Here is an 18,869-nt window from a genome sequence, read left to right on the forward strand (position 1 = left end):
TCCGCTCGAACAAGGCTAGTTGACTCTGCGTCAGTGTCCAATCACAGTTGCGATACAGACCTATCGATATATTTATATGTTGGGGTCGTACCGGTGGCTGGGAGGGAGCGGTTCCATGGATCTGGCTCTGCTGCGCACGTTCGTCACCGTGCACCGGGCCGGCTCCTTCACCAGGGCCGCCCAGCTGCTGGGACTGTCGCAGCCCGCGGTCACCAGTCAGATCCGCAGCCTGGAGCGGCAGGTGGGCCGCCCCCTGTTCCTGCGCCTGCCGCGCGGCGTCGCCCCGACCCCCGTCGGGGACGACCTGGCCCACCGGGTGGCCCCGCACCTCGACGCCCTCCTGGAGATAACCGAGGCGGACCTCGACGAGGAGTCCGGCAACCGCACCCTGCACCTCGCCGGGCCGCCCACCTTCACCTCCCTGCGCGCCCTCCCCGCCCTCGCCCCGCTGGTCGCCGAGGGCCTGCAGCTGCGGATCGCACTGGCCGGCGAGGACGAGGCCCTGGCCGGCCTCGCCGCGGGCCACCACGACCTGTCCATCGGCACCCTCCGGCCGCGCGACCGGCTGCTGACCGCCAGCGCCCTGTGGGACGAGGAGCAGATACTCGTGGCCGCGCCCGTCTGGCAGGAGCGGATCGGCGGCCCGCTCGCGGTGCGAACCCACGGGGCACAGGTCCTCGACGACATCCCCGTGATCTCCTACGACGAGGGCATGCCGTTGATCGACCACTACTGGTCGGCGGTCTTCGACACCACCCCTGCCATCGTCCCCGCCGTGGTCGTGCCCGACCTGAGGGCGGTCCTGGAGTGCGTGGTCGCCGGGGTCGGCATGGCCGTCCTGCCGCGCTACCTGTGCTGCGAGGCCATCACGGCGGGCGCCGCCAAGGCGCTCCTGGAGCCGCCGGTGCCACCCCTGCGCACGTACTTCGTCTCGGTGCGCGCCGGGACGCTCGCGCTGCCGCACATCGCGCGGGTGCACGAGCAGCTGATGCGCTCCTCCGCGGCCTGGTGACCGCGCGCCCGGCGTACGGCAGGTGACCTCCGCGAGAACGCGGCGTTCCGATTCGCCGTCCCGGAGGCGTTTGCCGCCTCCCGCGCCGCGGCAGATCTCAGGCATGCCCCCGGACATCGAAGCACCTGCCACACCCGGTGCACCGACCGCCCCGGCCACCCGGCCGGTGGTCAAGCGCACCGCCCGTGCCATCCTGCTCGACGGCGACTCCCTCGTGCTCATCAAGCGCACCAAGCCCGGGCTCCACCCGTACTGGGTCACCCCCGGCGGCGGGGTCGAAGGCGAGGACGCCACCATCGTCGAGGCGCTCCACAGAGAGCTGGACGAGGAACTCGGCGCCAAGGTCACCGATGTCGTCCCGGCCTTCGTCGACACCGTCGAGCACATCGGCGAGGACGGCTCGCACGGCGTGAAGGTGCAGCACTTCTTCGTGTGCCGGCTGGCCTCCATGGACCCCTCGCGGCGGCACGGCCCCGAGGTGGACGAGCCCTCGGGGACGTACGACGTGGTCCGCGTGCCCTTCAGCCGGGTCGGGCTCGCCTCCGTGGAGATCGTCCCGCTGACCCTGCGGCACTACCTGGACGGCAACATCGAAGGGGTGCTGGGACTGCTCTCGGCCGACCTCGGCTGACCTCGGGGCGGCCCGGCCGGCAGCGGGCCGAGCGGGGCGGCCTCAGACGCCGAACCAGCCCGGGCCCGCGCCGCCGGGCCGCGCGGCGGCGGAGCGCGCGGCGTCTGCGGCCGCCCGGAAGTGGTCGCCGCCCTTGCGCCGCACGTCGTCGGTGCCCCAGGCCCGGCCGCCCTGCAGGGGCACCTTCGCCATCCGCGGGATGTGCTTCGAGCAGTGGACGTACGCCTCCACGACGCTCACCCGTACCCACAGCTGAGGCCTGCGGCCGGGCACCGGGTCCACCGGGAGCCAGGGGTGCAGGGCGCGCATCGCGCCGTCCGGGACCACCCGCGCGCGGCCGTTGACGTGCAGTCCGATCCGGTCCCGGGTGAAGTCGAGCATCAGGATGCCCACGTGCGGGTTCTCGCGCAGGTTGCCCAGCGAGGCCATCACGCCGTTCCCCCGGTACTCGGGGTAGACCAGGGTCCGCTCGTCCAGCACGGTCAGGAAGCCGGGCGGACCTGCCCTGAAGGTGCTGTCGCACTCCCCCCGGGCGTCCGCCGTGGACAGGAAGAACATCTCCTGCCGCTCGGTGAACTCCCGCATCAGCGGGTTGAGGTGGTCCAGCACCTGTTCGGTGTAGAAGCGGTCCGCGCGGTCGGCCGTGCCCATCTCCTCCTGGACGCGGTGCTCTCCCGCACTTCCGGGACGTTCCTGCGGCAACGTTTCTCCTCGTGGGGGGGGTGGTGGGGCCCGGGGGCGCGGGCGGAGCGGATTCAGTCGCCGGCCGCGACCAGTTCCTCGATCAGGTCGTGCCGGATGCGCTGGGAGGGCATGCCGCTGCGCACGAGGGTGTCGACGCCGCTGCGGATCATCCCGGGCGGCCCGCTGAGGTACGCGTCGTACTCGGGCCAGGGGCCGTACTGCCGCACGATCTCGGGGAGCGGGCCGTGCAGCCCCACTTCGCCGCGGCCGTGGGAGACCACGGGGCGCACCGAGAGCCAGGGGTGGCGCCGGGCGAGCCCCACCAAGGTGTCCAGGTCGTACAGGTCGTGGTCGCTGCGGGCGCCGTAGAAGACGTCCATGGCACGGCGGCGGCCGTGCTCGGCGACGTCCTCGACCAGGGCCTTGATGGGGGCGATGCCGGTGCCGCCGCCCAGGCAGAGCAGTCCGTTGTCGGTGCTGTGGTCCACGACCATGGAGCCGCCCGGAGGACCGAGCCGCAGCACGTCGCCGGGCCGGGCCCGGTGGACCAGCGCCCCGCTGACCCAGCCGGCCGGCACGGCCTTCACGTGGAAGACCAGCAGGCCGTCCGGGCGGGGGGCGCTGGCGAAGGAGTAGTGCCGCCAGACCCGCGGCCACCAGGGCGTCTCCAGGGTCGTGTACTGGCCCGCGAGGAAGGGGTAGGGCTGGTCGGGGCGGACGCTGAGCACCGCGATGTCGGAGGTGCGCGGTTCGTGGCTGACGATCTCCGCCTGCCACCAGGGCGGCGCGTGCTTCTCGTCGGCCGCCGCCGCGTCGATCATGATCTGGGAGATCGCCGTGTAGGCGCGCACCCAGGCCGCCTCGACCTCGTCGTTCCAGACCGCCGAGGCGTACCGGGTCAGCGCCCCGATCAGGCATTCCCCCACGGCCGGATAGTGCTCGGGCCGGGTGCCGTATTTCCGGTGGCCGCGGCCCAGGTGGGACAGGTATTCGGTGAGTATCTCGGCGTCGTCCATGTGTTCCGCGGCGGTGAGGAGCGCTTTCAACAATCGGTCGCGCTGCGCGTCCATCGCGGCCGGAAAGAGTTCGCGCAACTCCGGATGCCGTATGAACAAAAGTGCATAGAAATACGACGTCGTCTTGTCGGCTACGGGCGCGACCTCCTCCATCGTCCGCCGGATGAGCAGTGCGTCCGCGCTCGGTTGCCGCGACCGCGGCCGGGCCTCGGCCCGGGGCGGGGGCTGCCGGTCCGGCGGCTCCGGGTGGTGCCGCGGCCCCGGCGCGTCCTGCGGGGGGCCGGGCCGGGGCAGCGCCGGGCCGGGGCCGGTGTTCCGCCCGGCTCCCGTGCCCACCGGCCTTATGGGCCGTACCGGGCGGCTCGGCTCGCCGCCGCCCCCGCCCTCGTGGTGGGGTCTCGGCCCGTCAGGGGGTGTGTGCGGCGTGAACCATCCGGAGGACCCAGCCCCGGCTCCCTTTCCCGGTTCGGCCGCGTTCGTGGTCAGAGCGTCCATGGTCAGCTTCGCCTCGAGCTTCTCCCGGTCGGTGTCCGTACATCGGCCACACATCCTGCGCGGAAAGCCTGCCAGGACTTCACGCCGCCCGGACAAATAGCCGGAAGTACGGGAAACGCGGTTACCGATCCCGTTAAGCTCAGCCGAATGTGAAGCCCCGCTGCCGCGGAACCCTGACGACCCTACCCCGAGTCACTGCTTTCACAACCGTCACTCAATTCCCGTGACGATCACCACAGTTCCACCGTCACGTATTCAGCCCACGACCAGCGCATACGCTTCACGCAAATCACGCCCGGTGTACGCATGGCTGGCCAGCCCGCTCACGTGGTGGTCCCCGTTGACCGCGACCGACACCGGCACCGCCGCGAAGAGCGCCGTGTCCGACAACGAGTCCCCGTAGGCCACGCACTCCGCGCGGCTGACCCCGTAGCGGGCGCACAGCTCGTCCGCCGCCGTCACCTTCGTCTCCGGCAGCAGGATCCCCGCCACGTCCAGTCCCGCCGCCGGGCCGAACGGGAACTCCGGGAAGACCGACGCCCGCACCTCGTGCGCCCCCCACTCCAGCAGCCGGCGCACGAAGAAGTCCGGGGAGAGCGACACCACCGCGCAGTGCTCCCCGCGGGCGGCGATGTCCGCCCACACCTCCCGTATCCCGGCCAGCCACGGGGCGCCCTCGAACGCCGTCGCCACCTGCGCCGGGGTGAGCGCCCGCCACAGCTCGTACGCCCGCTCCGCGTAGCCCGGCGAATCCAGCAGACCCCGCCCGAGCGCGTGCTCCAGCTCGCGGAACTCCGCCACCAGCCCCAGCTCCCGGGCGAGTTCCATGCTCGCCGAGGAGCCGTGCATCAGCGTCCCGTCCATGTCGAAGATGTGCAGCCGTCCCACGCGGTCCCTCCCTCGTCACCCGCCGCCCGGCCGGTCCCCGGCGGCGTCCCTCCGAACAGCCGGGCGGCGTCCTCCGCCGCCCCGCGGACCGCGGGCCTGCGGTCCGCCGCCCGCCAGGCCAGCGCGACCGTGCAGCGCACGTCCCCGGCCAGCGGCACGATCACCACGTTCGACCGCGCGTAGTGCTCGTCGGTCGCCGTGCTCGCCAGTGCGCAACCCCGCCCCGCCGCCACGAGTTCGAGCGTCTCCTCCAGCGACCCCGACGGCACCGTCCCGGCCACGTGGACCACGCCCACGGCCGACGGATGGCGGAAGCCGGCGTAGGCCGCGTCCCCGGTCCGCGGCACCACCCAGGTCCTGCCGCCCAGTTCGGCGGGCGCTACCTCGCTCCTGCGGGCCAGCGGGTCCGTCGCGGGCAGCGCCACGCAGCGCCGGTCGCTGGAGACGGTCACCATCCCCAGTCCCGGTGCGTCCAACGGGGGCCACACGATGGCCAGGTCGGAGTGCCCGTCCAGCAGCCCGCAGGAGGGGTCGTCGAAGTCGTAGCGCCGCAGCCGCACGTCGCCCGGGGCGCGGGCCTGGACCAGGTCCAGCAGCTCCCGGGTGCGGCCGACCGCCGCCTCCCCCAGGAAGCCCACGGTGAACGGCCGGGACGCCCCGTCCAGCAGCCCCTCGAGTTCGTCCGCGGCGTCGACCGCCGCCACCGCGTGGGCCAGGATCCGCCGTCCCAGGTCGGTCAGTTCGGCCCGTTCGCGGTTCCGCACCAGCAGCGGCCGCCCCGCGGCGGCCTCCAGCCGGCGCACCGACTCGCTCACCGTGGGCTGCCGTACGTCGAGTTGCCGCGCGGCCGCCGAGAACGAGCCCGTACGCGCCACCGCCACGAACGCCCGCAGGCCGGGCAAGGTCAGCGTCACCCCCGGAGGATAGCCAGGCTCCGGCCGATGCCCATAGGGGAAAACTATGGGTGCCGCACGCCGCCGCCACGGCACGCTGCCCGCATGACATCCCCCACGGCCCCCGTGCGCCGCCTCACCCCCGCCGACCTCCCCGCCTGCAGCGCGCTGGCCGTCAGCCGCGACTGGGGCGCCGAGGAGCACAAGTGGCGCTTCCTGCTCACCCACGGCACCGGTTACGGCATCGACGCCCCCGACGGCGACGGCCTGGCCGCCACCACCGTCCTGACGCGCTACGCGGGCGGCCTGGCTGCGGTCAGCATGGTCCTGGTCGCGGCCCGGTACGAGGGGCAGGGCCTCGGGCGGCGCATCATGACCCACGTCCTGGCCGAGGCGGGCGACGACACCGTCACCCTGCACGCCACCGACCGCGGCCGCCCCCTCTACGAGAAGCTCGGCTTCCGGGCGGTCGGCACCGTCGTCACGCACCGCGGCCGCTTCGCCCCGTCGGTACCCGCCGGGGCCGACGGTCCCGCCGCCGCGCGGCCGCGGCCCTTCACCGATGCCGACCTGCCGGCCCTGCTCGTCCTCGACGCCGAGGTGTTCGGCGCGGACCGCTCACCGCTCCTGCGCGACCTGCCGCGGTTCGCCGAACGCCTCCTGGTCACCGAGGAGGACGGTGTCCTGACCGGTTACGCCTCGGCCTGGCTCAACGCGGACACCCTGGTCGTGGGGCCCGTCGTGGCCGGGAGCGCGGCCGGGGCCAAGGGGCTGATCGACGCGATCACCCGCGACGCGGGCACACCCGTCCGCCTCGACCTGCGCACCGGCACCCCCGGCGGTCTCGACGGCTGGGCCGCGGAACACGGCGTGACCCCCGTCTTCCCCAACACCCTCATGGTGCTCGGTGACCGTGACCTGCCCGGCGACGAACACCGCCGCCACACACCGCTGATGGTGGCCCTGGGCTGAACCGCCGTCCTGCCGCGCGAAGGTCGCACGGCGGATCGCCGCCCCCGGGTGGCTCAGGTCTGGGCCATGTCCACGAAGCGCGAGTAGTGGCCCTGGAAGGCCACGGTGATGGTGGCCGTGGGGCCGTTGCGGTGCTTGGCGACGATCAGGTCGGCCTCGCCCGCGCGCGGGGACTCCTTCTCGTAGGCGTCCTCGCGGTGCAGCAGGATCACCATGTCCGCGTCCTGCTCGATGGAGCCAGATTCACGCAGGTCGCTGACCATGGGCTTCTTGTCCGTGCGCTGTTCGGGGCCACGGTTCAGCTGGGAGAGCGCGATGACCGGCACCTCGAGCTCCTTGGCCAGGAGCTTGAGGTTACGGGACATGTCGGAGACCTCCTGCTGACGGCTCTCGGGCCGGCGCGAACCGCCCGCCTGCATCAGCTGGAGGTAGTCGATGACGACCAGGCGGAGGTCGTTGCGCTGCTTGAGCCGGCGGCACTTGGCCCGGATCTCCATCATCGACAGGTTCGGCGAGTCGTCGATGTAGAGGGGCGCCGCGGAGACGTCGGGCATGCGGCGGGCCAGCCGCGTCCAGTCGTCGTCGGTCATGTTGCCGGAGCGCATGTGGTGCAGGGCGACCCGGGCCTCGGCGGACAGCAGGCGCATCGCGATCTCGTTGCGGCCCATTTCGAGGGAGAAGAAGACGCTGGGCATGCCGTTGGTGACCGAGCAGGCACGGGCGAAGTCCAGCGCGAGCGTGGACTTGCCCATCGCGGGACGGGCGGCGATGACGATCATCTGGCCCGGGTGCAGGCCGTTGGTGAGGGAGTCCAGGTCGGCGAAGCCGGTGGGCACCCCGGACATCTGGCCGCTGCGCGAGCCGATGGCCTCGATCTCGTCGAGGGCGCCCTCCATGATCTCGGAGAGCGGGAGGTAGTCCTCGCTGGTGCGCTGCTCGGTGACGGCGTAGATCTCGGCCTGCGCGGAGTTGACGATCTCGTCGACGTCGCCGTCGGCGGCGTACCCCATCTGCGTGATGCGCGTGCCCGCCTCGACGAGCCGGCGCAGGACCGCGCGCTCGTGCACGATCTCCGCGTAGTACTCGGCGTTGGCGGCGGTGGGCACCGCGTTGACGAGGCTGTGCAGGTAGGGGGCCCCGCCCACGCGCACGAGCTCACCGCGCTTGGTCAGCTCGGCGGCGACGGTGATGGGGTCGGCGGGCTCACCGCGGGCGTAGAGGTCGAGGATCGCGGCGTAGATGGTCTCGTGGGCGGGCCGGTAGAAGTCGGCGCCCTTCAGCACCTCGACGACGTCGGCGATGGCGTCCTTGGACAGCAGCATGCCGCCGAGCACCGACATCTCGGCGTCCAGGTCCTGCGGGGGTACGCGTTCAAAGCCCGCCGCTCCGCGGTCGTCGTCACGGTCGCGGTCCCGCTCGTCCCTCCGGCGGAAGCGGGAGACGGGCAGGCGGTCGCCGGGACCGTCCGGCGGGAACGGCGGCTCGCTCCCCCAATGGTCGTCCGCGGGTTCGGGCTGGCTCACCCCCCTGCCACCTCCTCCCGTCCGACGCGGACCGCTGCGTCGTGTTCCATTTCCTACGCCACGGCTCTGACAATCAGCCGCCCGGACACACCTGTGGCACGTCGGGCGACGCCCCACGGTAGGGGTCCGCGGGGTCCACAGCCAAGACGGTTATCCACAGGGGCTGGGGATGACCTGTTGAAGAACCGCCCCTACCTGTGGAGAAGCCCGCTCCAGCTGTGTACAGGGCGGGGGACAGCGCGGTGGACAAGCACACAATCACCCAATGATCACGCGGCTGACCTGCGCTTTCTTCATCCACCCACTGTGGACAAGAAAAACTTGCCCGCTCGGCCCAAGATCACGACAAACGGCACGGAGGAGATCACCCTGCGCAGCCGGAAGTAAGAGGCTGCATTGCCTTGCATCCCTTACATGTGGATGATTACCCTTGCCGGGTGCCCCAGGTCGCCGAACACTCCCCCCAGCAGGCCGTACGCCGCCACGACCGCGAGATCATAGGCCTCGCGCTGCCCGCCTTCGGCGCGCTGGTCGCCGAACCGCTCTTCCTCATGGCCGACAGCGCGATCGTGGGCCACCTCGGCACGTCGCAGCTCGCCGGGCTCGGTGTCGCGGGCGCCCTGCTGACCACCCTCGTCGGCGTCTTCGTCTTCCTCGCCTACGCCACCACCGCCGCCGTCGCCCGCCGGGTCGGCGCGGGCGACCTGCCCGCGGCGATCCGCCAGGGCATGGACGGCATCTGGCTCGCCCTCCTCATCAGCGCCGCCGCGGTCGCCGTCGCCGTCCCCGCGGCGCCCGCCCTCGCCGACCTGTTCGGCGCCTCGGGCACCGCGGCGCCGTACGCCGTCACCTACCTGCGGATCAGCGCCCTCGGCATCCCCGCGATGCTCGTCGTCCTCGCGGCCACCGGTGTGCTGCGCGGGCTGCAGGACACCCGTACCCCGCTCTACGTCGCCGTCGGCGGCTTCGCCGTGAACGCCGTGCTCAACGTGGTGCTGGTGTACGGCGCCGGCTTCGGCATCGCCGGCTCCGCCTGGGGCACCGTCATCGCCCAGAACGCGATGGCGGCCGTCTACCTCGTCGTCGTGGTCCGCGGCGCCCGCCGGCACGGCGCCTCGCTCCGGCCCGACCTCGCCGGCATCCGCGCCTGCGCCCAGGCCGGGACGCCCCTGCTGATCCGCACCCTGAGCCTGCGGGCCGTCCTGCTGCTCGCCACCGTGGTCGCGGCCCGGCTCGGGGACGCCTCCGTCGCCGCCCACCAGATCACCACCACCCTCTGGTCGCTGGCGGCCTTCGCCCTGGACTCCATCGCCATCGCGGGTCAGGCCATCATCGGCCGCTACCTCGGTGCCGACGACGTGGCCGGGGCCCGGGCCGCGTGCCGCCGCATGGTGCAGTGGGGCATCGCCTCCGGCGTGGTGATCGGCCTGCTCCTGGCCGTCTCCCGGCCGCTGATCGCCCCGCTGTTCACCCCGGACCCGGCCGTGCGCTCCCAGTTGACGGCCGTCCTGCTGGTGGCGGCGCTCTCCCAGCCGGTCTGCGGCGTGGTCTTCGTGCTGGACGGGGTCCTCATCGGCGCCGGCGACGGCACCTATCTGGCCTGGTCCACGGTCGTCACCCTCGCCGTCTTCGCCCCGGTGGCGCTGGCCGTACCGGCCCTGGGCGGGGGACTCACCGCCCTGTGGTGGGCGATGGGGCTGATGATGCTCACCCGGCTGGCCGGCCTCCACTGGCGCGCCCGCTCGGGGAAGTGGGCCGTCACCGGCGCCGTACGCGCCTGACCCGCGGGCCCTGCCGTACGCCTCCCGCACGCCTTCCGCACGGCTCCCGTACGTGGAACGGCGCCGGGCCCGGAACCTCGCGGTTCCGGGCCCGGCGTTCACGCGGTGCGCGAGGGTCAGGAAGCGACGACCTCGACGTCGAGAGCGGCCTCGACCTCGGGGTGCAGACGCACCGACACCTTGTGCGAGCCCAGCGTCTTGATCGGGGAACCGATCTCGATCCGGCGCTTGTCCACGTCCGGACCGCCCGCGGCCTTGACGGCGGCGGCGATGTCGGCCGGGGTCACCGAACCGAACAGCCGGCCGGCGTCGCCCGCGCGGGTCGACAGCTTGACCTTGACGCCCTCGAGCTGCGCCTTGAAGGAGTTGGCCTGCTCGACGGTCGCGATCTCACGGATCCGGCGCGCGCGGCGGATCTGCTCGACGTCCTTCTCGCCACCCTTGGTCCACGCGATCGCGAAGCCGCGCGGGATCAGGTAGTTGCGGGCGTAGCCGCTCTTGACCTCGACGACATCGCCGGCGGCACCGAGGCCGCTGACCTCGTTGGTGAGGATGATCTTCGCCATTGCTCGGTCACCCTTCCTTAGCGAGCGGTCGAGGTGTAGGGCAGCAGCGCCATCTCACGGCTGTTCTTCACGGCCGTGGCGACGTCGCGCTGGTGCTGGGTGCAGTTGCCGGTGACCCGGCGGGCACGGATCTTGCCGCGGTCGGAGATGAACTTCCGCAGCAGGTTCGTGTCCTTGTAGTCGACGTAGGTGATCTTGTCCTTGCAGAACACGCAAACCTTCTTCTTAGGCTTGCGAGCAGGCGGCTTCGCCATTGTCTCTCTCCAGTGTGATCAAGAAGTTTGGTACGCCGCCGCCCTTAGAAGGGCGGCTCGTCCGAGAAACCGCCGCCGCCGCCGGAGCCACCGCCCCAGCCGCCGCCACCGCCGCCCTGGCCGCCACCGGCCGGAGCACCGGTCGCCCACGGGTCGGCGTCGGGCGCACCGCCCTGGCCGCCACCGGGGCCACCGCCCCAGCCGCCGCCTTGGCCGCCCTGGCCACCGCCGCCGTAACCGCCCTGGCCGCCGCGGGAGGCACCGCCGCCGCCGCTGGCCCGGGTGATCTTGGCGGTCGCGCTGCGCAGGCTGGCGCCGACCTCGTCGACGTCCAGCTCGTAGACCGTCCGCTTGACGCCCTCGCGGTCGTCGTACGAGCGCTGCTTCAGACGGCCCTGCACGATGACGCGCATGCCCTTCTGGAGCGACTCGGCCACGTTCTCCGCCGCCTGCCGCCAGACCGAGCACGTGAGGAAGAGGCTCTCGCCGTCCTTCCACTCGTTGGTCTGCCGGTCGAAGGTGCGGGGAGTGGACGCGACACGGAACTTCGCGACCGCCGCACCGGACGGGGTGAAGCGCAGCTCGGGGTCGTCGACGAGATTGCCGACGACCGTGATGACGGTCTCGCCTGCCATGGTGAGTGACCTCTCGGCTTTGCTTGGCTTCTCGGTTTCCCGACTGCCTGAGCCGTCAGGCTCAGTGGGTCTCGGGACGGAGGACCTTGGTCCGGAGGACCGACTCGTTCAGGTTCATCTGACGGTCGAGCTCCTTGACGACCTCAGGAGTGGCGTTGAGGTCGATGACCGAGTAGATGCCCTCGGGCTTCTTCTTGATCTCGTACGAAAGACGACGACGGCCCCAGGTGTCGACCTTCTCGACCTTGCCGCCGCCATTGCGGACGACGCCGAGGAAGTTCTCGATCAGCGGGGAGACAGCACGCTCCTCGAGATCGGGGTCGAGGATCACCATCACCTCGTAGTGACGCATGTGGAACCCACCTCCTTTGGACTCAGCGGCCACGGCGTTTCCGTGGCAGGAGGGTTTGCATCGCGTCGCAACGGTATCGCGGCCCACCGACAACGCCCGCGGCGTTCCGGGGATCACTCCCCGAAGGCCCTTCGGGACCGTCGTGTGGACCTGCACAGACACCGGTGCAGACGGTACACACTACCCGCCTCGTGGCTTCCGGTTGAAATCCGGCCCCGGAAGCCCGCAATCTGTACACATCGGGTGTGTCCGGCGCTACGATGCGCCACCTCTCCATCACGGAGGTGCCCTATGGCACAGGCAGTGCGACCCACCACCGGCAGCCGTCTCTACCAGCGGATCCTCAGCACCCTCAACTCGGACGGCCGACCCCACCCGGTGGAGAACACCCTGGCCGTCGCGACCGTCGTGCTCGGCCTGATCTCCTCCATCGCGGCGTTCTGGAGCGGGCTGCACCTGCTCAGCTCCTGGGCCGGCCTGGTCGGCATCCTCGTGGGCGCCGTCGGGCAGTACCGCTCCGCCACCACGGCCGAGCGCTTCTTCTTCATCATCGGCATGGGGCTGGCCGCGGTCGGCTTCTACATCGGCATGGCCCACGGCGGCCTCTTCGGCGGGGTGGTGTCCTAGCCCCCCGTTTCCCGGCCCCCGCCGGGCGAAGCCGCGGACCGAGTTGTCCACAGCCCTCGTGGGGGCGTTCGCCGTTCGCAGTAGGCTTCGGCGCAGTAGTGCAGTCAGCAATGCCGTAGCCGCAGCGATGGGGAGCGCCCCGCATGAGCTTGACCCTGAGGACCATCAGTCGGGAACAGCACCTGGCGTACATCCAGAGCCTGCCCTCGGCAAGCCACTGCCAGGTTCCCGCCTGGGCGGACGTCAAGACGGAGTGGCGCTCGGAGAACCTCGGCTGGTTCGACGACAAGACCGGTGAGCTGGTCGGCGCCGGCCTGGTGCTCTACCGGCAACTGCCCAAGGTGAAGCGCTACCTCGCCTACCTCCCCGAGGGCCCGGTGATCAACTGGTACGCGCCCAACCTGGAGGAGTGGCTGCGCCCGATGCTGGCCCACCTGAAGCAGCAGGGCGCGTTCTCCGTGAAGATGGGCCCGCCGGTCGTCATCCGCCGCTGGGACGCGGCCGCCATCAAGTCCGGCATCGCCGACCCGGACGTCAAGCGCCTGCGCGACGTCGAGGCCACCTTCATCGAGCCCCGCGCCTTCGAGGTGGCCGACCGGCTGCGCCGCATGGGCTGGCAGCAGGGCGAGGACGGCGGCGCCGGCTTCGGCGACGTGCAGCCCCGCTACGTCTTCCAGGTCCCGCTGGAGAACCGCAGCCTGGACGACGTCCAGAAGGGCTTCAACCAGCTGTGGCGGCGCAACATCAAGAAGGCCGAGAAGGCCGGCGTCGAGGTCGTCCAGGGCGGCTACGACGACCTCCCCGTGTGGCAGCAGCTGTACGAGGTGACCGCCGAGCGCGACCACTTCCGCCCGCGGCCCCTGTCCTACTTCCAGCGCATGTGGCAGGTCCTCAACTCCGAGGACCCCAACCGCATGCGGCTGTACTTCGCCCAGCACGAGGGCGAGGCGGTCGCCGCCGCGACGATGCTCGTCGTCGGCCGGCACGTCTGGTACTCGTACGGGGCCTCGGCCAACCACAAGCGCGAGGTCCGGCCGAGCAACGCCATGCAGTGGCGGATGCTGCGGGACGCCTACGCGCTCGGCGCGAGCGTGTACGACCTGCGCGGCATCAGCGACTCGCTCGACGAGAGCGACCACCTCTTCGGTCTCATCCAGTTCAAGGTGGGCACCGGCGGGCAGGCTGCCGAATACTTGGGCGAGTGGGACTTCCCGCTCAACAAGCTCCTGCACAAGGCGCTCGACATCTACATGTCCCGCCGCTGACCCACCTGCCCGACCGACCGCAGACACCGCAGAAAGGTCCTCGTTCCGGCCATGGCGCTCACCCTGTACGTCGACACCGCGCGCTGGCGTGCGCACCAGCAGTCCGTGGCGGAGCAGTTCCCCGGGCTGGTCCCCGTCTGCAAGGGCAACGGGTACGGCTTCGGCCACGAGCGCCTGGCCGAGGAGGCGATCCGGCTCGGCTCGGACGTCCTCGCCGTGGGCACGACGTACGAGGCCGCACGGATCAAGGACTGGTTCGGGGGCGACCTGCTGGTGCTGACCCCGTACCGGCTGGGCGAGGAGCCGGTGCCCCTGCCGGACCGTGCCATCCGCTCCGTGTCCTCCGTGGAGGGCGTGCGCGGCCTGGTCGGCGCCCGGGTGGTCATCGAGGTCATGAGCAGCATGCGGCGCCACGGCGTCAGCGAGGACGACCTGGTCAAGCTGCACTCGGCCATAGACGACGTCCGCCTGGAGGGCTTCGCCATCCACCTGCCGCTGGACCGCACCGACGGCTCCGACGCGGTGGAGGAGGTCTTCCGCTGGATGGAGCGGCTGCGCGCGGCCCGGCTGCCGCTGCACACCATGTTCGTCAGCCACCTGAAGGCCGTCGAGCTGACCCAGCTGCGCAACCAGTTCCCGCAGACCCGCTTCCGCGCCCGGATCGGCACCCGGCTGTGGCTCGGCGACCACGAGGCCACCGAGTACCGGGGCGCCGTCCTGGACGTCACCCGCATCGCCAAGGGCGAGCGCTTCGGCTACCGCCAGAACAAGGCCTCTGAGGACGGCCACCTGGTCGTCGTGGCGGGCGGTACGTCGCACGGGGTGGGCCTGGAGGCCCCCAAGGCCATGCACGGCGTCATGCCGCGCGCCAAGGGCGTCGCGAGGGCCGGTCTGGCCACCATCAACCGCAACCTGTCGCCCTTCGTGTGGGCCGGCAAGCAGCGCTGGTTCGCCGAGCCCCCGCACATGCAGGTGTCGATCCTCTTCCTGCCGGGCGACGTGGCGCCCCCGGCGGTCGGGGACGAGCTGGTGGCGCACCTGCGGCACACGACGACCACGTTCGACCGCGTCGTCGACCGCTGAACGCCCCTGGCGTCCCCTCCGCTCAGTGGGGCGGGGCCGGCGGCGCCGGGTCCACGCCCCACTGCACCGGGCGCGCCTCGCCGTAGCCGTGCCCGTCCTCGGGCCCGCCCTGCAGCGGCGCCGCGTGCCGCGGCCGGTGCGGGGACCGCCCCAGCACGAACGCGTCCTCCGCCCCGTCCAGCACGCCCCCCGAGGGGTCGTCCGAGCCGTCCTGGCGGACTGCGTCGCGCTCGGGGAAGACGATGTCGCGGACGACGACCACGCACAGGTACAGCGTCCCGATCAGGTGCGCCGCGATGGCCAGGTGGTAGCCGTCCTGGGGCAGGCCCTTGCTGTTGCCGCCCGTCGTGTACGCCAGGTACGACCAGATCCCGAGGAAGTACATGACCTCGGCCGCCTGCCAGATCAGGAAGTCCCGCCAGCGCGGCCGCGCGAGCGCCGCGAGGGGCACCAGCCACAACACGTACTGCGGCGAGTAGACCTTGTTGGTCAGGATGAAGGCGGCCACGACGAGGAAGGCAAGCTGCGCGAAGCGCGGGCGCCGCGGGGCGTAGAGGGTCAGCCCCGCCATGCCGGCGCAGAACAGCAGCATGAGCGCGATGGCGTAGGAGTTCGCGCCGTCGATGGACTTGCCGGTCTGCTGGGAGATGATCAGCCAGACCGAGCCGTAGTCGATGCCCCGCTCATGGCTGAAGGTGTAGAACTTCGCCCAGCCGTCCCAGGCGAGCAGCATCACGGGAACGTTCACCACGAACCAGGCCACCGCGGCACCGCCCACCGCCGCGCCCCAGGCCTTCAGCTTCCCGGCCCGCAGGCACAGCAGGAACAACGGCCCCAGCAGCAGCACCGGGTAGAGCTTGGCGGCCGTCGCCAGCCCGATCAGGATGCCCGCGGCCAGCGGCCGGTTGCGCGACCACAGCATCATCCCGGCGGCCGCGAGGGCGACCGCGAAGAGGTCCCAGTTGATGGTCGCGGTCAGCGCGAACGCGGGCGCCAGCGCGAGCAGCAGCGCGTCCCACGGGCGGCGCCGGTTGGTCCGGGCGACGCAGACCGCGATGACGGCGGTGCAGACCAGCAGCATCCCGGCGTTGACCAACCAGTAGATCTGCTCCCGGTGCTGGATCGTGCCGCCGTGCGGGGTGAGCCAGGAGGCGACCTCCATGAACAGCCCCGTCAGGACCGGGTACTCCAGGTAACCCATGCCGCCGGAGACCGTGTCCGGGATGCGGTCGAAGTACGGGACGAGGTCGTCGGCGAAGCCCCGGCCGTAGTACAGGTGCGGGATGTCGGAGTAGCAGGCGTGGCTGTACTGGGCGTTCGCCCCGTAGAACCAGCCGCTGTCGTAGCACGGCAGCTTCTGCACCATGCCCAGCGCGAACATCCCGATCGCGACCAGCACGACCACGCGCAGGGGGTTCCACCAGCCCCGCCGCCCCACGGCCGCGAAGCGGCCGAGCGGGCCGCCGATGACCTCGCTCCCGGCCACGGCGACCGGGTCCTCGCGGGTCGGGGGCACGACCGCCTCGGCCTCCGAGGCCTCGTGGTGGGGGTCTTCGCGCACGATCGTCATGGGCCACATCCTGCCCTACATCGCCACGCGCGGAGCGTCGGATCCCCACGCGGCCCTCCTCCCGGCGGGAACGCCCGCGGCCGCGGAGGGCGTGCTGCCCTCCGCGGCCGCGGGTCACTGCTCCACGCAACGCGGGGCGGTCAACCGCCATTGCCTCCTAGGAGCCCGCCGTTGTTGCCGTTGCCTCCGTTGCCCCTGCCGGTGGTACTGGACGACGGGGTCGACGACGGTGTCCCGCCCGTGCCGCCGTCCGTGGCTCCACCGTCATTGCCACCACCGCCGTCCTGGCAACCCCACTCCCAGGGCTTGCAGGCACCGGAGTCGGTCGGGGTCGGCGTGGTCTGCGGCTGCGAGATGGTCGGGGTCGGCTTCGTGGTCGCCGACTCGGTCGGGCTGGCCGAGACCGAGGGGCTCGCCGACGGGGCGCCGGCCTGGTCCTTGACCTCACCGATCTTCCCGGGGTCCGGGAAGCCTTCGTCCTTCCCCGTGAGCGCCTCGGACATGTACCTCGCCCAGACCTCCGCCGGCATCTCACCACCGTGCGCGGAGTCCTTCCCCGCGGTGCCCGCCATGCCGATCAGACCGGGCTTCTTGGGGTTCTCCCGGAACAGGACCACCGAGGTCGACAGCTGCTTGGTGTACCCGACGAACCAGGCGGACCTGGTTCCCTTCTCGCTGTCCGTGGTACCCGTCTTGCCCGCCACCGTGCGGCCGACCGCCAGGGCCTTCTGACCGGTGCCGTTCTTGACCACGTTCTGCAGCACGTCGGTGACGTTGTCGGCGACGTTGCTGTCGATCGCGTCCCGCTTGATCTTCGGCTTGCCGAAGCCCGGCAGGACCTTGCCGCCCGCGACCACCTTGGTGACGGAGTAGGGCTCGGCCTGCGTGCCCGACGAGGCGAACGTCGCGTAGGCGTCGGCCATGCGGATGGCGGACGGCTTGGACGTACCGATCGAGAACGAGGCGTTCAGGGACTCGAAGCTCGAGTCCAGCACACCCGCGTTCTTCGCCATCTCGGCCACCTTGGGCAGTCCGACGTCCTCGCCGAGCTGCACGAAGGGGGTGTTGATGGACTGCTCCATCGCCTTGCGCAGCGTGATGTAGCCCCAGGGGTATCCGCTCTCGTTCTTCTGCTTGAAGACGCTGCCGTCCTTCTTCAGGACGTAGTTGCCTTCATGGTCCTTGATCTTGAGCAGGTCGTTGCCGTTGTACTTGCTCTGCGGCGACAGCCCGACGCCGTTGGTCTGGTTGGTGCCGTACTGCATCGCCGCGGCCAGGACGAACGGCTTCCAGGTGGAGCCGACGGGGACACCCGTGGTGTTGGCGTTGTTGTTGAACTGGCCGTGCTCGTAGCCCTCGCCGCCGTAGATGGCGACGATCTTGCCGTCACCCGGTACCACCGACGCCGCGCCGAACTGGACGTACTTGTCGGCGTCGCGCTTCTTCGGGTTGATGTTGTCCGTGCGGACCTTGTCGACGGCCTTCTTGAGCGACTCGACCTTCTTCTTGTCGAAGGTCGTGTGGATCTCGTAACCGCCCTTGTCCAGCTGGCTCTGGCTGATGTCCGAGTGACTCAGCACGTAGCTCTTGGCGATGTCGACCAGGTAGCTGATCTGACCGCTCATGCCGGCGGTCGCCTTGAGGCCCTGCGGCATCGGGTACTTGCTGACGGCCTCGGTGTACTCGTCCTTGTTGAGCTTGCCGTCCTTGTACATCTCGCCGAGGATCCACTTCCAGCGTTCCTCGGAGCGGGCCCGGTTCGCCTTCGCCGTCGCGGTGCTGTCGATGTTCGTGGCACCGGCCGGGTCGTAGTACGTCGGGCCCTTGAGCAGCGCGGCGAGGAATGCGCACTGGCTCGGGGTGAGCTTGTCGGCGTCACGGCCGTAGTACGTCTGCGCGGCCGCCTGGATGCCGTAGGCGCTCCGCCCGTAGTACGAGGTGTTCAGGTAGCCCTGCAGGATGTCGGGCTTCTCGAGCTTCGTCCCCACCTTTATGGAGATGAAGAGCTCCTTGAACTTGCGGCTGACCGTCTGGTCCTGGCTCAGGTAGGTGTTCTTGACGTACTGCTGGGTGATCGTCGAACCGCCCTGCGCGTCACCGCCCTTCGCCATGTTGAACAGGGCCCGGCCGACGCCCATGGGGTCCACGCCCGAGTCTTCGTAGAAGCTCTTGTTCTCCGCGGAGATCACCGCGTTCTGCATGGCCTTGGGGATGTCGGAGAGCGTCACGTTCTGCCGGTTGGCACCCGTGCCGGTCGCCACCATGCGGCTGCCGTTGGCCCAGTAGAAGACGTTGTTCTGCGACTTGGCGGCGTCGTTCTCGTTGGGGATGCCCACCATCGCGTAGCCCACGCCCGCGACCGCGACCAGGCTGCCGAAGAAGAACAGGCACAGCCCTGAGGCGAGCTTCCAGGACGGCATCCAGCGGCGCCATCCGTCCTTCCCCCAACGGGGGTAATCGATGATGCGCTTCTTCGGGGGCTGGCCCCCACCGCGGCCGCCCTGCGCGTCCGTGGCGCCACGGCGGCGGCCGCCCTTCTGCGTGGCCTGGGCGGCACGGCGCGCGGCTGCCCGCCCCTGGTACGGCGGCTCGGCCCCGCGGGACCGGCCCCCCGTACCCGCG

Annotated in this window: 18 protein-coding genes; 7 read left to right on the forward strand and 11 right to left on the reverse strand. The window is 71.2% G+C overall.

Annotation, left to right across the window (positions count from 1 at the left end; genetic code table 11):
- Positions 1 to 115 precede the first annotated feature (115 nt).
- Together PV350_RS14710 and PV350_RS14715 are read left to right on the forward strand one after the other, a co-directional pair.
- Positions 116 to 1,012, forward strand: coding sequence for a LysR family transcriptional regulator (locus tag PV350_RS14710; RefSeq protein ID WP_499512920.1), 897 nt, complete (start codon positions 116 to 118; stop codon positions 1,010 to 1,012).
- A 103-nt stretch (positions 1,013 to 1,115) separates the two neighbouring features.
- The gene (locus PV350_RS14715; RefSeq protein WP_499512919.1) at positions 1,116 to 1,643 is read left to right on the forward strand and encodes an NUDIX domain-containing protein; all 528 of its coding nucleotides are present in this window, start codon (positions 1,116 to 1,118) and stop codon (positions 1,641 to 1,643) included.
- 42 nt (positions 1,644 to 1,685) lie between these two features.
- On the opposite strand, the gene PV350_RS14720 is transcribed toward PV350_RS14715, so the two are convergent.
- From PV350_RS14720 to PV350_RS14735, 4 genes are all read right to left on the reverse strand, one after another.
- Positions 1,686 to 2,345, reverse strand: coding sequence for a pyridoxamine 5'-phosphate oxidase family protein (locus tag PV350_RS14720; RefSeq protein ID WP_499512918.1), 660 nt, complete (start codon positions 2,343 to 2,345; stop codon positions 1,686 to 1,688).
- A 53-nt stretch (positions 2,346 to 2,398) separates the two neighbouring features.
- Entirely contained in the window at positions 2,399 to 3,838 is a 1,440-nt protein-coding gene (locus tag PV350_RS14725) for a globin domain-containing protein (protein ID WP_499512917.1), read from the reverse strand.
- A 255-nt stretch (positions 3,839 to 4,093) separates the two neighbouring features.
- Positions 4,094 to 4,726 (reverse strand): HAD family hydrolase, encoded by a 633-nt coding sequence (locus PV350_RS14730; RefSeq protein ID WP_499512916.1) that lies wholly within the window; start codon positions 4,724 to 4,726, stop codon positions 4,094 to 4,096.
- Positions 4,687 to 5,640 carry a LysR family transcriptional regulator gene (locus tag PV350_RS14735; RefSeq protein ID WP_500334192.1) on the reverse strand — a complete coding sequence of 318 codons (954 nt, stop codon included), beginning with the start codon at positions 5,638 to 5,640 and terminating at the stop codon, positions 4,687 to 4,689. The genes PV350_RS14730 and PV350_RS14735 overlap by 40 nt, the downstream gene beginning before the upstream one ends.
- An 84-nt stretch (positions 5,641 to 5,724) precedes the next feature.
- Here PV350_RS14735 and PV350_RS14740 point away from each other — a divergent pair, with 84 nt between their 5' ends.
- A complete protein-coding gene (locus PV350_RS14740; RefSeq protein ID WP_499512914.1) occupies positions 5,725 to 6,591 on the forward strand; it encodes a GNAT family N-acetyltransferase in 867 nt (288 codons plus the stop codon).
- Positions 6,592 to 6,644: 53 nt separating this feature from the next.
- On the opposite strand, the gene dnaB is transcribed toward PV350_RS14740, so the two are convergent.
- The gene (gene dnaB, locus PV350_RS14745; protein ID WP_500334194.1) at positions 6,645 to 8,114 is read right to left on the reverse strand and encodes a replicative DNA helicase; all 1,470 of its coding nucleotides are present in this window, start codon (positions 8,112 to 8,114) and stop codon (positions 6,645 to 6,647) included.
- A 437-nt stretch (positions 8,115 to 8,551) separates the two neighbouring features.
- On the opposite strand from dnaB, the gene PV350_RS14750 reads away from it, so the two are divergent.
- A complete protein-coding gene (locus PV350_RS14750) occupies positions 8,552 to 9,895 on the forward strand; it encodes an MATE family efflux transporter (RefSeq protein ID WP_500334196.1) in 1,344 nt (447 codons plus the stop codon).
- Between the two features lie 116 nt (positions 9,896 to 10,011).
- On the opposite strand, the gene rplI is transcribed toward PV350_RS14750, so the two are convergent.
- The 4 genes from rplI to rpsF form a co-directional block, all read right to left on the reverse strand.
- Positions 10,012 to 10,461, reverse strand: a complete 450-nt coding sequence (gene rplI, locus PV350_RS14755) for a 50S ribosomal protein L9 (protein WP_089225418.1) — start codon at positions 10,459 to 10,461, stop codon at positions 10,012 to 10,014.
- 17 nt (positions 10,462 to 10,478) lie between these two features.
- Positions 10,479 to 10,715: a 30S ribosomal protein S18 gene (gene rpsR / locus PV350_RS14760; RefSeq protein WP_026250812.1), complete on the reverse strand. Its 237-nt coding sequence runs from the start codon at positions 10,713 to 10,715 to the stop codon at positions 10,479 to 10,481.
- 44 nt (positions 10,716 to 10,759) lie between these two features.
- The gene (locus PV350_RS14765) at positions 10,760 to 11,350 is read right to left on the reverse strand and encodes a single-stranded DNA-binding protein (RefSeq protein WP_499512911.1); all 591 of its coding nucleotides are present in this window, start codon (positions 11,348 to 11,350) and stop codon (positions 10,760 to 10,762) included.
- Positions 11,351 to 11,411: 61 nt separating this feature from the next.
- Entirely contained in the window at positions 11,412 to 11,702 is a 291-nt protein-coding gene (rpsF, locus tag PV350_RS14770; protein ID WP_361791024.1) for a 30S ribosomal protein S6, read from the reverse strand.
- Between the two features lie 291 nt (positions 11,703 to 11,993).
- Here rpsF and PV350_RS14775 point away from each other — a divergent pair, with 291 nt between their 5' ends.
- From PV350_RS14775 to PV350_RS14785, 3 genes are all read left to right on the forward strand, one after another.
- A complete protein-coding gene (locus PV350_RS14775; protein WP_499512910.1) occupies positions 11,994 to 12,329 on the forward strand; it encodes a hypothetical protein in 336 nt (111 codons plus the stop codon).
- Positions 12,330 to 12,472: 143 nt separating this feature from the next.
- A complete protein-coding gene (locus PV350_RS14780; protein ID WP_499512909.1) occupies positions 12,473 to 13,594 on the forward strand; it encodes a lipid II:glycine glycyltransferase FemX in 1,122 nt (373 codons plus the stop codon).
- Between the two features lie 51 nt (positions 13,595 to 13,645).
- Positions 13,646 to 14,677, forward strand: coding sequence for an alanine racemase (locus PV350_RS14785; RefSeq protein WP_500334198.1), 1,032 nt, complete (start codon positions 13,646 to 13,648; stop codon positions 14,675 to 14,677).
- A 22-nt stretch (positions 14,678 to 14,699) separates the two neighbouring features.
- On the opposite strand, the gene PV350_RS14790 is transcribed toward PV350_RS14785, so the two are convergent.
- Together PV350_RS14790 and PV350_RS14795 are read right to left on the reverse strand one after the other, a co-directional pair.
- Positions 14,700 to 16,247 carry a glycosyltransferase family 87 protein gene (locus PV350_RS14790; protein WP_499512907.1) on the reverse strand — a complete coding sequence of 516 codons (1,548 nt, stop codon included), beginning with the start codon at positions 16,245 to 16,247 and terminating at the stop codon, positions 14,700 to 14,702.
- 140 nt (positions 16,248 to 16,387) lie between these two features.
- Positions 16,388 to 18,667 (reverse strand): transglycosylase domain-containing protein, encoded by a 2,280-nt coding sequence (locus tag PV350_RS14795; protein WP_500334201.1) that lies wholly within the window; start codon positions 18,665 to 18,667, stop codon positions 16,388 to 16,390.
- Positions 18,668 to 18,869: the final 202 nt, after the last annotated feature.

The organism is Streptomyces sp. PA03-6a, from assembly GCF_033792765.1.
Lineage (GTDB): Bacteria > Actinomycetota > Actinomycetes > Streptomycetales > Streptomycetaceae > Actinacidiphila.